The organism is Pedobacter sp. KACC 23697 (assembly GCF_045348445.1).
Lineage (GTDB): Bacteria > Bacteroidota > Bacteroidia > Sphingobacteriales > Sphingobacteriaceae > Pedobacter.
In genome coordinates this window covers 4,351,898-4,367,223 of the sequence record NZ_CP157485.1, presented here as the reverse complement: position 1 = coordinate 4,367,223, position 15,326 = coordinate 4,351,898, and the positions used below count along the sequence as shown (strand labels likewise).

12 protein-coding genes are annotated in these 15,326 nt (G+C 39.4%); 6 read left to right on the top strand and 6 right to left on the bottom strand.

What is annotated here, in order from left to right; genetic code table 11:
- Nucleotides 1-18: 18 nt before the first annotated feature.
- Both ABEG20_RS17605 and ABEG20_RS17600 read right to left on the bottom strand, forming a co-directional pair.
- On the bottom strand, nt 19-1,002 hold the full coding sequence (locus ABEG20_RS17605) for a hypothetical protein (RefSeq protein WP_406824559.1): 984 nt from the start codon (nt 1,000-1,002) through the stop codon (nt 19-21).
- Nucleotides 1,003-1,169: 167 nt separating this feature from the next.
- Nucleotides 1,170-2,306, bottom strand: coding sequence for a hypothetical protein (locus ABEG20_RS17600; RefSeq protein WP_406824558.1), 1,137 nt, complete (start codon nt 2,304-2,306; stop codon nt 1,170-1,172).
- A gap of 78 nt (nt 2,307-2,384) precedes the next feature.
- Between ABEG20_RS17600 and ABEG20_RS17595 the strand changes: the two genes are divergently transcribed.
- Entirely contained in the window at nt 2,385-3,416 is a 1,032-nt protein-coding gene (locus ABEG20_RS17595; protein WP_406824557.1) for a dipeptide epimerase, read from the top strand.
- A 106-nt stretch (nt 3,417-3,522) separates the two neighbouring features.
- Here the strand turns inward: ABEG20_RS17595 and ABEG20_RS17590 are convergent, their stop codons facing one another.
- Together ABEG20_RS17590 and ABEG20_RS17585 are read right to left on the bottom strand one after the other, a co-directional pair.
- A complete protein-coding gene (locus tag ABEG20_RS17590; RefSeq protein ID WP_406824556.1) occupies nt 3,523-3,786 on the bottom strand; it encodes a DUF6358 family protein in 264 nt (87 codons plus the stop codon).
- Nucleotides 3,787-3,830: 44 nt separating this feature from the next.
- The gene (locus ABEG20_RS17585; RefSeq protein WP_215165554.1) at nt 3,831-4,148 is read right to left on the bottom strand and encodes a rhodanese-like domain-containing protein; all 318 of its coding nucleotides are present in this window, start codon (nt 4,146-4,148) and stop codon (nt 3,831-3,833) included.
- 128 nt (nt 4,149-4,276) lie between these two features.
- Here ABEG20_RS17585 and ABEG20_RS17580 point away from each other — a divergent pair, with 128 nt between their 5' ends.
- Nucleotides 4,277-5,401, top strand: a complete 1,125-nt coding sequence (locus ABEG20_RS17580) for a DUF4407 domain-containing protein (RefSeq protein WP_406824555.1) — start codon at nt 4,277-4,279, stop codon at nt 5,399-5,401.
- A 234-nt stretch (nt 5,402-5,635) separates the two neighbouring features.
- Nucleotides 5,636-6,943: a M20/M25/M40 family metallo-hydrolase gene (locus ABEG20_RS17575; protein WP_406824554.1), complete on the top strand. Its 1,308-nt coding sequence runs from the start codon at nt 5,636-5,638 to the stop codon at nt 6,941-6,943.
- Between the two features lie 163 nt (nt 6,944-7,106).
- Here the strand turns inward: ABEG20_RS17575 and carB are convergent, their stop codons facing one another.
- Together carB and ABEG20_RS17565 are read right to left on the bottom strand one after the other, a co-directional pair.
- Entirely contained in the window at nt 7,107-9,944 is a 2,838-nt protein-coding gene (gene carB, locus ABEG20_RS17570; protein WP_406824553.1) for a carbamoyl-phosphate synthase large subunit, read from the bottom strand.
- 207 nt (nt 9,945-10,151) lie between these two features.
- Nucleotides 10,152-10,472, bottom strand: coding sequence for a carboxypeptidase regulatory-like domain-containing protein (locus tag ABEG20_RS17565; RefSeq protein ID WP_406824552.1), 321 nt, complete (start codon nt 10,470-10,472; stop codon nt 10,152-10,154).
- Nucleotides 10,473-10,905: 433 nt separating this feature from the next.
- On the opposite strand from ABEG20_RS17565, the gene ABEG20_RS17560 reads away from it, so the two are divergent.
- From ABEG20_RS17560 to ABEG20_RS17550, 3 genes are all read left to right on the top strand, one after another.
- Nucleotides 10,906-11,436: an AAA family ATPase gene (locus ABEG20_RS17560; protein WP_406824551.1), complete on the top strand. Its 531-nt coding sequence runs from the start codon at nt 10,906-10,908 to the stop codon at nt 11,434-11,436.
- 624 nt (nt 11,437-12,060) lie between these two features.
- Nucleotides 12,061-14,505, top strand: a complete 2,445-nt coding sequence (locus ABEG20_RS17555; RefSeq protein ID WP_406824550.1) for a TonB-dependent receptor — start codon at nt 12,061-12,063, stop codon at nt 14,503-14,505.
- 125 nt (nt 14,506-14,630) lie between these two features.
- Nucleotides 14,631-15,275: a thiamine phosphate synthase gene (locus ABEG20_RS17550; protein ID WP_406824549.1), complete on the top strand. Its 645-nt coding sequence runs from the start codon at nt 14,631-14,633 to the stop codon at nt 15,273-15,275.
- Nucleotides 15,276-15,326 lie beyond the last annotated feature (51 nt).

The window sequence follows — 15,326 nt, the reverse complement described above, 5'->3', positions numbered from 1 at the left end:
AGGGTGACGGGTTCATTATTACCCTGCCGTAGGCAGATAAGGTTTCTCAAAGAAGCTCATCGGTTCATCAGGGTTTTTAATAATCTCAAACACCACGTACCCCCAGGGTTTCCAGAAATTTTCCAACACCTGGGCATATATTTTATGCTGCCAAACATCAAAAAGTGGTTTGGTCATATTGCCACGTAAAGGCATCGCTTCAATATAAATAGTACCTTCTACAGGCATAAAGGTATATTCGGGTAAACGGTTAAAGAGATAAGCAGAATAATAAAAGCGGGCACTTAACTCTTCAAATTGCTCCGCAGTTAAGGCTTTTCCTTTTATCTCATTGATAAGATCCTGATGATAGCGTTTATTGGTGCCATTATCCTGTAAGCAGGCAATGATGCCAAAATCTTTCATTTTCAACGAGAAGGTTAAGGTATTAATCTCATCACGGAAACTAAATGGTGTTTCTCCGTTTTCCAGTTTTACCACGGTAATTGACCATGGTGTAAAATCTTCAAATTCCAGGCTGGTATACAGATTTTGCATCATGAAATTCAGGTTGGCAAATTTCATCATCAGTGATTGCGACATGTTTAAACCATCGGCAGTCATTTCCTTGCGTAAGGCCGAATGCATTTCGATATAGACAAAGCCATATAAAAATTTGCCGATCCAGTTGAAGAGATCCAGTTCAGGTAATGCAGAAACGGCACCATACCCTTGTCCGAAGGCTACTTCGATTTTATCTTCCAGCGGATTTAAAAACTGCTCATTGATCTCGGTATTTACCGGGATAACCAGTGTATTGTACGAACGGATACTTTCATCCAAAAACTGGATCTGCTCCTCGCCACTTAAGCCTGCCTGTTCCAATAACCATTTTGGAAGCAGAGGTACCTGAATGACAGGAGAATTAAAGGTTTTTCCACTTAAAAAGCAGGTTTTATATAAAAAATCGAAGTTTTGGAAAGGATTGTATAGGCCGGTATTCATCACTGCAATATTAGCCATTATATTTTTAGGGCTAAGCAATGATGTTTTATTTTAACGCAGGGATTACAAGCACCTCATCCCATTAATGTCCTCCCACAGGAGAAGGATGCCCAGGTAGTACGTAAAGCCATTGCTTAAACAAAGGGAGGTGCTTTCCCCTCTTTTTCAAGGATGAGCCGGGTAAGCTAGTAGTTATTGTAATAATAACTGATATCATCAATAAGCTGGTTGTAAATCGGTTTGGTAAATTCTAAAAACAGTGCGCTCGGGGGCGGTGGTAATTGCTCCCTTCTTTTAGTAATAGCCAATTGTTGTTTAGTCAGGGCCCTATCGTCACCCTTATAACTGGCCCAACTGTCTCTCCAAACATAGGTTCCGGGAAATTTCTGTTGGTGAACCAATTTTCTTGTTTTCCAATCGGTAATGCTCATATCCAATAATCCTGATGATGAAACATTCTTTTCAAAAATACTCAATGTTGCTTTTACGGTGCCGTAAATTGGCTTTTTATTGCGTGTTTCGCCAATCACTACACTGTCGCGTTCTAATTTTTCAACGCGTTCTTTTACATAGGTTTGGCCTACTATAAAATCGTCAAAGTTTAAACTCAGTACCTGATCAGGAACAATTTTTTGATCTGTTGCCTGCGCTTCGCCATAAAAAATAACAAACTTATTTCTCGAGTATTTTGCGATGTACTGATCTATCTGCTGTTGGAAATAATCGCCGCTCAATTTGTACGTATTACTGTTTATCAAAATCGGCTGCACCACAACCCTCGTAACTGCCGCCCAATAAGCATCGTCCAGTTTCGTTTTTACATCCTTATAATCGGGTTGAAGATTGATCACTTTCTCAAATTCATAATAGGCTTTTTTTGCAGCTTTGCGATTGTTTTCCCTCATATAACCCAAACCAGAATTATACCTTGCAGCAGCAGCATTATATTTGCTATCAGCTAGCTCGCTAATATATTTCGAAGGGTTTGGAATAATGACCAAACATGCCGGACAGCTATTGATATCATCCGCCAATTGATTGATTTTTTGATAATCATACATCACCGATTCCCACCTGAATAGATCGTTAGACATTTTAGCCTCATCAATTTTCCGTAAATGATCTTTCAAAGCTAAGTCGTAAGCCATTTTTAATACTTGCATGGCTTCGCTGTTTTTAGGTGAGTTTTGCAACCTGCTTACCGATTTTTCAACCGATAAATCATAATCACCTTTTTGCAGGGCATTTTTTCCTGTGGTACATCCTCCAATAATTATTAAGGATAAATAAATAAAATACCGTAATCTTGAGCTGTTTTTCATGGCGATGGCGTTATGTTAATAAAACAAAGATAATTTGTAACCCGATAATTACCTCATTTATTTAGTAGACGATTGATAATGAAGATTAGTTGCAGGCCATTTGAATTAGAATTAAAACATCCTTTTTCGATCTCAAAATTTACCCGAACCAGTACACCTTTAATGTTATTAAAGATCGAACATGAAGGCGTTGTGGGTTATGGCGAAGCCTCTATGGTGCCATATATGGGCGAAAGCTACGAAAGTGCGAACAGTTTTCTTCAACTGGTAGACTGGGATAAAATCCAGTTTCCATTCAACTTTGAAGAAATTATGGCCTATCTGGATAGCCTTGTGCCAGGTCAACCGGCCATTAAAGCAGCCATTGATATTGCGCTTAACGATATTCAAGGGAAACTGTTAAATAAACCCTGTTATGAAGTTTATGGTGCAGACCCGGCTAAAATGCCGGTAACTTCTTATACCATCGGGATTGATACTCCTGAAGTCATCCGTGAAAAACTGAAAGATGCCGAAGCTTTTAAAGTGATTAAGGTTAAACTGGGCAGGGACAACGATCAGGAAATTATCGAAACGATCAGAAGTATAACCAATGTGCCCTTATACGTAGATGCGAACCAGGGCTGGGCAGATAAGATTAAAGCCATTGATTTAATTTACTGGCTGCATAACCAGGGTGTGGTTTTGATTGAACAACCTATGGATAAAAATAATCTTGATGGAAATGCCTGGTTAACCGAGCGTAGCCCTATTCCGCTACTTGCCGATGAAGCCGTACAGCGTTTAGCCGATATGGATAAATTAAAAGGGGCTTATCATGGTATTAACGTAAAACTGATGAAAAGCTGCGGCATGTACGAAGGGTATCAGATGATTTTGAAAGCCCGTGCTTTTGGGATGAAAGTGCTGATCGGTTGCATGAGCGAAACCAGTTGCGCCACTTTGGCTGCAGCGGCTTTGGCTCCTTTATGTAACTGGGCCGATTTGGATGGGCCGTGGCTCACCAAGAATAATCCATTTACTGATCCAGCTTTCGAAAATGGGAAGTATATCTTAAAAAATCTGCCAGGTTTAGGCTTATCAGGTATTTCTTCCGATCTTTTTCCGTAGGCAGCGTAGAAATGATAGTCATGATTGAAGGAGGAGGAAAGATGTTTGAATCTTGAAGAATTACACATTTACTCATTCAAAATTCACTCATTCTATCATTAAATTACTACTTCTGATCTTTTTCTTTAAAGCTTTTTCTGATGTCTTTGGTAAGTTGATACTTAAAATAGAACAAACAAGCCGTTGTACCCACTAAAAAACCAGCGGGAAGATATTTGTGATTATTGTAACACCAAACCAGTCCGAAAATAGAAAGGATAATGGCCAGGTTATAGAAGATATTTAAAGCAAATTTTTTACCCACGGTAGAAATGATTGAGTTAGAGAGTGATTGAATGACTGAATTATAAAATGAATTTTGAATAAGCATTATGCTATTAACATTTATTCATTCAAAACTCATTCATGCTATCATTAATATACCGGCATATTAGGGTCAAAAGCTTCTTGCCAGGCTAAAATACCGCCTTTTAAGTTATAAAGATTGTCAAATCCGTATTGTTGCTCCAACTGCATTACTGCTGCTGCGCTTCTTTTTCCGCTGCGGCATTGGATAATTACCGGCTTGTCTTTCGCAACCTTATCAGCCTCAATTAAAATTCCGCCCAGAGGAATATTCTCGCCTTCAAGATTGGAAACCTCATATTCGAATGTTTCACGAACATCAATTAATTGAAAATCTTCTTTGTTATCGATTTTCTCTTTTAGTTCTTGTACCGATATTTCTTTCATTTTATAAAATGTATTTATGCAAATATATGAAAAATCAAATTTACGCTCCCTATCAAAAAAATGCCATAAATTTGGTCTGAAACTGTAACAACTATTAACCTTAAGCGTTTAACTATAAATAGTTACAAATGGACAAACTAAACCGTTTCTTTTGGTTTTGCTCTGGCGCTCACATCCCGACACTGGAAAAATATCCTTCAGAACAAAATAAATATACTGGCATTGGCGCCACCATCTTTTTTACCGGACTGTTTGCCGCACTTTCTGGAGGCTATGCCATGTATTTTGTGTTTAAAGGCGATGATATGGCTGTAATTTTTGCCATTGTTTTCGGCTTTTTATGGGGAGCAGCTATCTTTAACATGGATCGGTACATCGTCTCCAGTATTAATAAAAGTGCCGGCACCAATAAACAATTATTACAGGCTACACCGCGTATCCTGTTGGCCATTATGATTGGTATGGTTATTTCAAGGCCAATAGAGCTTAAAATTTTCGATAAAGAAATTAAAGAACGCCTGAAAGTGAGTTACTTAAATGGTCAGCGTGCAAAAATTGATACTTTAAACAAAGCCTTTGAGAAAAAATATCAGGTTGAATTCGGCAGGTTAAATCAGCAGAAAGCCACCAGGGATTCACTGGAGAAAGGAATTAAAGCCGATAGGCAAAAACTTAATTTCGAGATCTTTGGAAATAAAACCACCGAAACATCGGGTGTAATGGGCTATGGACCATACGCCAAACGCAAGGAAGCAGAAATTGCACAGCGTACAGCGGAATTAGATTCGCTGAAAGCCAGCATCAATAAATCGGAAAGCTTTGTAGATAAACGCAAAGAATTTGATGGACTGTTTACCGAAAAGCTATACACCAAAAAACAGTTAGACAGTTTATCGGATATTGCTGGTTTCGCAGATCGCAACTGGGCGTTGGGGCAACTTAAATTTAATGTAGATGGCTCGCGGGATAACAATACAGCGATTGCGGTTACTTTTATCGGGCTGCTGTTTATCTTTTTTGAATGTTTACCTGTGTTTGTAAAACTGATGAGTGCCCGCGGACCTTATGACTACGCGATAGCGGATGGAGAAGAGGTATCCATCTATCATTCTAAAAAAGATAAGGATTTTCATTTTGAAGTGGCCGATAACATTCACGAAACCAGGGTCGATTCCGAGTCTTCAAAAAAGAAGGAAATAATAAAAGGAAAAGCTTACCGCGATCTCGAAAAATACGATTGGGATGGAGAATAGTATGGAAGATGGCTAATGAAAGAGGTATAATGGAGCATGTTATTTATAGTTAGTTTTGTTTTAATTGTATTCTTGAAATGTTCAAGATTGAAATGTTGTAATATAAAGCTGGATCATGTCTCAAACTATGGCTATTATCATAAATGATCAAACCCTAAACCGATAAACTATCAACCACAAAACCTCAGAATTATCAATCAAAAATCCTAAATTCACACCTATATAACTTATTAAATGAAGAAAATATTTCTCTTTACCCTTGTCGGGATGGCAAGTTTGCAGCTTCAAGCGCAAAACATCGATAAAATCATCACACGTGATTACACCGATCACCTGATTAAAACTTTAAGTGCAGATGATATGCAGGGGCGTGCAACTTTTACGCCCGGAATTGATAAAGCAGCTACCTTTATCGAATCAGAATTTAAGAAAATAGGTCTGCAGCCTTTAACAGGTGAAAAAACCTTCCGCCAAACTTTTAACAAATACCAGGTTGCTAACCAAAGTACCAGCGTTAAAATAGACGGACAGGAAATCGCACTGGCAAACATAATGGTTACCGGCGTGAGCACAGAAAGTGTTACGCTTGATAAATCCAACGCCACTGTTGTTAAGTTAGACCCCGAAAAGCCTTTCGTAGCACAGTTCAGAGCCATGTTAAATACTGACAAAAGCCAGATCGTTTTAGTCGACAATAAGTTTGCTGATCTTTTTAACCGTTATAAAGATCATTTCAGCAAACCAACTACAGTTGATGAAAAAGATGTAAAAGCAACTACCAGTGCTGTACAGGTGTTTGTTTTAGGTAAAGATGCCGCAACAGATTTTTCGGCAACAATTAAAAGTAAGATAGATAAAATGCCATTGTTCAATGTGGCAGGAGTAATTCCGGGTAAATCCAAAGCGAAAGAAATGGTTATCTTTTCTGGTCATTACGATCACCTGGGTTTCTTAAAACCAGTAGATGGCGATAGTATTGCCAACGGCGCTGATGATGATGCTTCTGGTACAACGGCCATGATTGCCCTTGCCAAATATTATAAAGCGCAGAAAAACAATGAGCGTACCTTAATTTTTGTTGCTTTTACAGCAGAAGAGATTGGTGGTTTTGGCGCAAGATATTTCTCAGAAAAATTAAATCCTGATGATGTGGTAGCCATGTTCAATATTGAAATGATTGGCAAAGATTCGAAATTTGGTAAAAATACGGCCTTTATTACGGGTTATGAAAGATCGGATTTTGGGAAGATTTTACAGAAAAACTTAGCTGGGACCGAATTTACTTTCCATCCGGATCCCTATCCGGATCAAAACTTATTTTATAGAAGTGACAATGCTACTTTAGCTGCTTTAGGCGTTCCGGCACACACCATTAGTACCGATAAAATTGATATAGATAAGTTGTACCATAGTGTAAAAGACGAATATAGCTCTTTAGATGTAGACAATATCCTTTCCACCATTAAAGCCATTGCCAAGAGTGCAACCAGCATTGTAAACGGAACAGATACACCAACAAGGATTCCGAAGTTGAAGCAGTAACCGAGGTTGAATCCAGATCGTCATTTCGACCGAAGTGGAGAATTCTTTTACACCAGCTAAAAGATCTCTCCATTTCGCTGCGCTTCAGTCGAGATGACGAAACAAAAAATGGCCAGTGAAATCATCACTGGCCATTGCTATTTTTATAATCTTCGTAAGCAGATTACTTACTTAAATACATTGATTTGTCTTTATAAAGCTTACGGAAGTAAGGGTCTTCCAAATCTTTGATGAAACGGATGGCCTCACCTGTAGATTTCATTTCCGGACCTAGTTCCTTCGTTACCTCCGGGAATTTTTCGTAAGAGAAAACCGGTTCTTTAATGGCGTAACCTTTAAGCTTGCGCTCGATGGTAAAATCTTTCAGTTTTGCTACGCCTAACATAATTTTAGCCGCAATGTTGATGTATGGAACATCGTAAGCTTTTGCGATGAACGGAACCGTACGTGATGCCCTGGGGTTCGCCTCGATTACATATACTTTCTCATCTTTAATAGCAAACTGAATGTTCAGTAAGCCACGTACATCTAACGCTTTTGCAATTTTAATGGAGTATTCTTCCATGGCTTTGGTTACCGTTTCTGATAAGCTGAATGTAGGTAAGACTGCAAATGAATCTCCTGAGTGGATACCTGCAGGCTCAATGTGTTCCATCATACCCACAATGTGTACATCTTCACCATCAGAGATCGAATCAGATTCTGCTTCTTCTGCCCTATCTAAAAAGTGATCGATCAATACGCGGTTCCCAGGCAAATCTCCTAATAATTTCACCACTGCTTTTTCAAGGTCCTCATCGTTAATTACGATGCTCATACCCTGTCCACCCAATACATAACTCGGACGAACCAATACCGGATAGCCTACCTCATTTGCTACAACAATGGCCTCCTCGGCATTTTCTGCAACACCATATTTTGGATAAGGGATGTCTAATTCTTTTAATAGGTCAGAGAAACGGCCGCGGTCTTCGGCAATATCCATGTTCTCGAAAGATGTTCCGATAATTTTAATGCCTTTCTCCGTTAATTTTTCTGCCATTTTCAGCGCAGTTTGACCACCCAGCTGAACAATTACACCTTCAGGTTTTTCTAAGTCGATAATTTCGCGAACGTGTTCCCAGAAAACCGGCTCGAAGTATAACTTGTCTGCCATGTTAAAGTCGGTTGAAACCGTTTCAGGGTTACAGTTAACCATGATGGCTTCGAAACCCGATTCTTTTGCGGCCAATAAACCATGTACGCATGAGTAATCGAATTCGATACCCTGGCCAATACGGTTGGGGCCCGAACCTAAAACGATTATTTTTTTCCGGTCTGAAGGTTTTGATTCGTTCTCTTCTTCAAAAGTAGAATAGTAATATGGTGTTTTGGCCGGGAACTCTGCCGCGCAGGTATCAACCATTTTATATACCCTGTTGATGCCTAAAGCTTTACGGCGATCGTATACTTCATCTTCCGTAACATTGCCTAGCAACCAGGCGATCTGAACATCAGAGAACCCTTTTTGTTTAAGTGTTACAAAGAAATCCTGAGGAATATTGTTTAGTGAATATCTTTTTAATTCAGTTTCAAGTAATACAAGCTCTTGAATCTGGTTTAAGAACCATTTGTCAATTTTGGTAACCTTACGGATAGACTCCAAAGGTACCCCCATGGCCATGGCATCTTTTATCAAGAATAAACGGTTCCATGAAGCATGCTCCAAACCGTCCATAATTTCTTCTATATTACGAACCTGTCTGCCATCTGCACCTAAACCAGCACGGTTGATCTCTAAACTCTGACAGGCTTTTTGTAGTGCTTCGATAAAAGTACGGCCAATGGCCATTACCTCACCTACCGATTTCATCTGCAGGCCAAGCTCTTTGTTAGCGCCTTTAAATTTATCAAAGTTCCAGCGCGGAATTTTAACAATCACGTAATCTAAAGTAGGTTCGAAATATGCAGATGTTGTTTTGGTAATCTGATTTTCAATTTCATCCAGGTTATAACCGATAGCCAGTTTAGCTGCAATTTTCGCAATCGGGTAACCGGTTGCCTTACTGGCTAAAGCTGATGAACGAGATACCCTTGGATTAATTTCGATGGCGATAATTTCGTCGTTTGCCGGGTTAACCGAAAACTGCACGTTACAGCCGCCGGCGAAGTTACCGATGGCGCGCATCATTTTGATCGCCTGGTTACGCATATCCTGGTAGCAACGGTCAGATAGGGTCATTGCCGGGGCTACAGTAATGGAATCTCCGGTGTGGATACCCATCGGATCGAAGTTTTCGATCGAACAGATAATGATCACGTTATCATTGCTATCTCTTAATAACTCTAACTCGTATTCTTTCCAGCCTAAAACTGCCTTCTCTACCAGTACTTCATGTGTTGGCGAAGCTTCTAAACCACGTTTTAGTGCCGCGTCGAATTCTTCTTTTTTATGTACGAAACCACCACCAGATCCACCCAGAGTATATGAAGGACGGATTACCAATGGGTAGCCGATTTCTTGTGCAGCTTCTTTACCTTCTAAAAATGAGTTGGCAATTTTCGATTGTGCAACGCCTACACCAATATCAACCATTAACTGGCGGAAAGCTTCACGATTTTCGGTTTTTTCAATCGCTGCAACATCTACACCAACTACTTTTACACCGTATTTTTCCCAGACACCCCGTTCTTCCGCTTCTTTACAAAGGTTTAGTGCAGTTTGTCCTCCCATGGTAGGAAGTACGGCATCAATTCTAGGTAAATCTGCAGAGTCTATATGCTCTTGTAAAATAACCTCTATTGAATCAACGGTTAACGGACGCAGATAAACATGGTCGCCGATAACCTTATCCGTCATGATCGTGGCCGGATTGGAGTTGATAATAGAAACGGTAATCCCTTCTTCTTTTAAAGAAAGCGCCGCTTGCGAACCTGAGTAATCAAATTCACAGGCTTGGCCAATAATAATTGGTCCAGATCCGATAATCAGTACTGAGCGTATGGAAGTGTCTTTAGGCATGATAAAGCTTAAACAATAATTAAAATTCTAAAGTATTTGAACCCGAAGGTGAAGAAGCAAGAGGTCTTATGCTTGCGAGAAGAAAAATCCCAACTGTTCTGTCGGGATGCAAAGATACATCATAGATGTGATTTTAAGGCGTTTTTTTTAAAATAAAAAAGAGCGCTATTTGAGCGCTCTTTTCAGATTTTTCTTTTGATAAATGAGTTACTGCTGTAATTTAATTTCGCCTAAATCAGTGGTGGCACTATCTTTTACGGCAACCTTTTCTACTACAGCATCTTTATATGGTAAAGTGGCTTTTACCACTACAGTATAAACGCCTTCTTTAAGGTTTGTAAAAGTAAAAACACCCTGATTGATCTGTGTACTTAGCGTGTCTTTCGCTGCTACAAGTGATACTGTTGAAGCGGCGTCAACCGGCGTGATTTTCCCTATTATTCCACCCGTTTTAATATTGGTAAAGGCAATTGAACCTAAAGCAAATACAATCAGCAGCGATAATACAATACACAGTTTTTTCATCATATAACATTTTAGTTACTTATTGTCTCAAATACATAACAGCATTTAGTACAAAAAGTTTTAAATAATGAACACTATTTTTTAAATTGTACTATAAATTATACACGAATGTAAAATCTAAATGTATATATTTGTTGCAAATGTTAATTAGTGTTAAAACAATTTCACAAATGTGATGCTGTTGGTCAGAATTAAGTCACGAAGTTGTGATGATCTCATTATTGGCAATAATGTTGTAATAATGAAAACATATATACGTTTTGTATATACTTTAGACAATGATCTAAAGCCTCCTCCGCGGATTAGTTACCCGCCATGAGGATTTCTTCATAAATAGTTTGTTTGGTTTATTATCCGGTTAGAGGAGCCCTCCTCAACCGGATTTTTTCTTTTAAGGCTTTTTCCTTTACATTTGACTGTATCCAGAAGACCTATTGTGAATAAAAATATTAAAAAGATCGCTGTTGTTGGCCCCGAAAGTACCGGGAAATCTACCATATCTCAGCTACTGGCCAGATACTATAAAGTTTCTTGGGTGCCAGAATACGCCCGTTATTACTGTGAAAATCTGGTGGCCGATTATACTTTGCAAGATGAAGTGAATATGTATTACGGACAGATAGCTTTAGAAGATGCAATTTTGGTTACCACCGAAAGTGATTTCATTATTTGCGATACCACTTTTATTACGGTAAAGATATGGAGCGACGAAGTACTTGGAAAAACACCGCAGGTTGTATTGGATGCACTACCTAAAAAGCCGTACGACCTGTATCTGTTAATGGATATTGATTTACCTTGGCAGGACGATCCACTGCGCGATTTTCCGGAGAAACGGGAATATTTTATGGAGGTTTGGCATAGAGAACTCCGTGTCTTAAATGCAAATTATAAAGTAATTAGCGGTTTGGGCGATGAAAGGTTCGCAAATGCGGTCAAAGCCATTGATGATTTTTTGGTCAGATAGGAGATTTATCTTTTTTTGGAAATGATTGCCAGTAGCTTTTGGCTGCCGGCAGTCCCGCTTTCGCTTTACTTCACCCGATGAAAAATCGGGGTTCGTGTTCGCTACTATCGGGTTTAAGAACAAGGCTTGTTGATTTTCCGCATAAAATACCAGCTATTAATAGCTGTATCTGTCATGCCACCTAAACCCGATTGAAGTGGAAAGCCCACAGCGCAGCGAGGACTTGGAACGTAAAGCGGGGCTGAAAATACCAAACGCACAGAACCTGTAGTTTTCTAGACCTAAAACTCGTAAAATTGACCGTTATTAATCCATTTTTAGATTTATCTGTTTAGTAAGTATCAAAAAACATGCTTGTTGTTAAATATTTTATACATTTGCTGCATCATTAGGGGTGCCTTGTTTAAATAAACACAAAAACAGGCTGAGATCATACCCATTTTGAGGTAAAAGGTAGGAGGTAAAAAGGTAGAGGGTAAACCCCCATCAGCCTTAAAACCTTCCAGCCATCAACCTCGAATGCACCTGATCCGGGTAATGCCGGCGTAGGGATTGGAGTTATGGAAGTTTAACTGAAATCGGGGAAGCCCCTTTTTCCGATGGGTTTAACTAAAAACAATAAAATTGAAAAATTTACTTTTTGCAGCGCTTGTTGCAATGCTGCCCTTCTTTGTATCGGCACAGGTTTCGGTTACAGGTAAAGTAACCGATCAAAACCAGCAGCCGCTGCCGGGTGCTACGGTTAAATTGAGAAATCAAAAAACAGCGGTAGTGAGCGATGCTGGCGGAACTTACACCATTACAAATCTTTCTACCGGGAAATATATCATTGTGGTAAGTTATGTAGGTTATAAATCTATTGAAAAAGCGATAGACCTTCTGCAAAATACAACACTAAACTTTAGCCTGGCGCCACAAAATTTTCTGGCTGATGAAGTAATTGTGCGTGCAACCCGTGCCACAGATAAATCGGCCACTACTTATAAGAACATTGGTAAAGAAGAAATCCAGCAGAATAATTTCGGACAGGATTTGCCTTTTATTCTTCAAAATACGCCAGGTGTGGTCGTTACCTCTGATGCAGGTGCTGGTGTGGGTTACACGGGTATCCGGATTCGCGGGAGCGATAACAGCCGGATTAACGTCACTGTTAACGGCATTCCTATCAACGATAGCGAAAGCCAGGGAACTTTTTATGTAAATATGCCCGATTTTGCTTCATCAGTAGATAATGTGCAGATTCAGCGTGGTGTGGGTACCTCAACCAACGGCGCAGGCGCATTTGGCGCAAGTTTGAACATCCAAACTACGGCCAGCGAGACAGAACCCTATGCTGAATTGAACAATACTTACGGCAGTTTTAATACCTGGAAAAATACCGTAAAGGTGGGCACAGGTTTAATTAACAACCGTTTTAGCTTTGACGGACGTTTATCGAGAATCAGCTCAGATGGTTATGTGGATCGTGGATCTTCTGTATTAAAATCGTACTTTTTGTCTGGTGCATACCACGGAGATAAGGACTTGTTGCGTGTAAATGTTTTTTCCGGAAATGAGAAAACCTACCAATCTTGGAACGGAATCCCGCAATCGCGTTTAGAAAATGATTTACCTGGAATGCAAGCTTATATTGATAGAAATGGATTGAGTGCTGAAGATGCGGCAAACCTGCTAAACTCGGGCAGGAGGTATAATAGTTTCCTTTATAATAATCAAACGGATAATTACACCCAGAACCATTATCAGCTCATTTATGCCAGGCAGATTTCTGATCAGTTGTCTTTCAATGGCGCTTTACATTATACTAAAGGCGAAGGTTATTATGAAGAATATGTAGTACAGGATAGTCTGAAACATTATGGCTTGAACCCCGTTGCTGTTGCTGGTGGTACACCTGTTGCCAAAACAGATTTAATCCGCCGCCGTTGGTTGGATAACGATTTCTACGGTGTTACTTATGCCTTTAACTATGTACCCCAAAAGAATTTAAACTTTACTTTGGGTGGTGCATACAACGAATATAAAGGTGCGCACTTTGGGCAGGTAATCTGGGCACAATATGCTTCAAACGGAAACATCGACAGGCATTATTATGATAATGATGGTTTTAAAACCGATTTTAATGTTTATGGCAAAGTAAATTATAGCCCTATTGAAGATTTGAGTTTATTTGCCGATCTGCAATACCGCCGTGTATATTATGATATTGCCGGAACAGAAAATAAGTTAAATACGTTGGCCATTAACCAAACCTTAAATTTCTTTAATCCGAAATTTGGGGCAACCTATTTTATCAATCCACAGAGCAATGTATATGCTTCGTTCAGTGTGGCGAATAAAGAACCAAACCGCGATGATTATGCGGATGCAACAGTTGGCATTACCCCTAAACCGGAGCGTTTGAACGATGTAGAATTGGGATACCGTTTTAAAAATGACAAATTTAATATAGGTGCCAATGCCTATGGAATGTTCTATAAAAACCAATTGGTGGTAACAGGAAAAATAAATGATGTTGGCGGAAACTTCCGTCAGAATGTGGACAAGAGTTACCGTTTAGGGATAGAGCTTGATGGTTCTTATACCATGAGCAAACAGTTTATTGTAAATGCCAACGCTGCTTTTAGCCGCAACAAAATCAAAAACTTTACCGAGTATTACGATGATTACGATAATGGTGGACAAGTAATTAAAAACTATGAATTAACTGATATCTCTTATTCTCCGGGAGCGGTTCTTTTCGGAGAGCTGGTTTACAAACCGGTTAACGGTTTTGCGGTAGCTTTGCAAAGTAAATATGTGAGCAAACAATATCTGGATAACACGCAGAACAACGATAGAACCATTAATGGTTACTGGGTAAGCAATGCACGTTTAGGTTACGATTTTAAATTTGCCGGCGTTAAAAATATTAACCTGGGTTTGTTAGTCAATAACATTTTAGACAAAAAATACGCAAGCAACGGTTATACTTATGGCTACCAATATGGAGGAAGCAGGATAACCGAAAACTTTTTTTACCCACAAGCAGGCACCAACTTTTTGTTAAGTTTGAATGTTAAGTTTTAAGTAAGACTAAGCAAAAAGCTGAAAATCATTAAAATCGCCATTGTAAGATAAACGCTCAATGGCGATTTTGTTTATCTTGCTTTCCTGATCTTAAAATCCTTTAATTTTAACCATCCTGATCCAACATGAAATACATCGAAAAGCTCCATTACATCACACACGATATCCCACATTTAAGCCACGTTCAACAGGTACTGCTGGCCTGCGAGGCCGGTGCAAAATGGATCCAGTACCGTTGCCTGAGCAAAAATGATGAAGCACTCTTAAAAGATATTAAGGCAATAGCCGAAATCTGTGATGATTGGGGCACCACTTTAATCGTTACCGATCATGTTCATTTAAATGGAAAAGCCGATATTCAGGGGTTTCATATAGAAGATATGGATGCTGATTTTATCGCCTTGCGTAAACTGGTAGGCCATGATATTACCCTCGGAGGATCTGCAAATACGGTAGAAAATCTAATCCGGCTTGCCCGGGATGGCGCCGATTATGTGGGCTATGGTCCATTTGCAGATACGGAAACCAAACCCAACAATTATGCGCATTTAGGTATTGAAGGCTACCAGCATGTGGTCAGCGCATTGAAAGCTCAGGCCATCAGCATTCCGTTATTGGCTGTGGGCGGGATAAAAACCTACGATGTGGAAGCTTTAATGCAAACCGGTATTTACGGCATAGCTATATCAGGAGCCCTAAATTTTGCTGGCGATTTTATTGAAGCCTATCAGGATTTTTACAATTTAGTTAAAGAAGGTGCTGTTAATTAACATTTTACAATTTGAACCAGGTAGGATAATTTTTAGCTTTGGGTAAAACCA

Coding starts and splice junctions, on each gene's coding strand:
- ABEG20_RS17605 (WP_406824559.1), bottom strand. CDS start 1,002: ATGGCTAATATTGCAGTGATGAATACCGGCCTATACAATCCTTTCCAA.
- ABEG20_RS17600 (WP_406824558.1), bottom strand. CDS start 2,306: ATGAAAAACAGCTCAAGATTACGGTATTTTATTTATTTATCCTTAATA.
- ABEG20_RS17595 (WP_406824557.1), top strand. CDS start 2,385: ATGAAGATTAGTTGCAGGCCATTTGAATTAGAATTAAAACATCCTTTT.
- ABEG20_RS17590 (WP_406824556.1), bottom strand. CDS start 3,786: ATGCTTATTCAAAATTCATTTTATAATTCAGTCATTCAATCACTCTCT.
- ABEG20_RS17585 (WP_215165554.1), bottom strand. CDS start 4,148: ATGAAAGAAATATCGGTACAAGAACTAAAAGAGAAAATCGATAACAAA.
- ABEG20_RS17580 (WP_406824555.1), top strand. CDS start 4,277: ATGGACAAACTAAACCGTTTCTTTTGGTTTTGCTCTGGCGCTCACATC.
- ABEG20_RS17575 (WP_406824554.1), top strand. CDS start 5,636: ATGAAGAAAATATTTCTCTTTACCCTTGTCGGGATGGCAAGTTTGCAG.
- carB (WP_406824553.1), bottom strand. CDS start 9,944: ATGCCTAAAGACACTTCCATACGCTCAGTACTGATTATCGGATCTGGA.
- ABEG20_RS17565 (WP_406824552.1), bottom strand. CDS start 10,472: ATGATGAAAAAACTGTGTATTGTATTATCGCTGCTGATTGTATTTGCT.
- ABEG20_RS17550 (WP_406824549.1), top strand. CDS start 14,631: ATGAAATACATCGAAAAGCTCCATTACATCACACACGATATCCCACAT.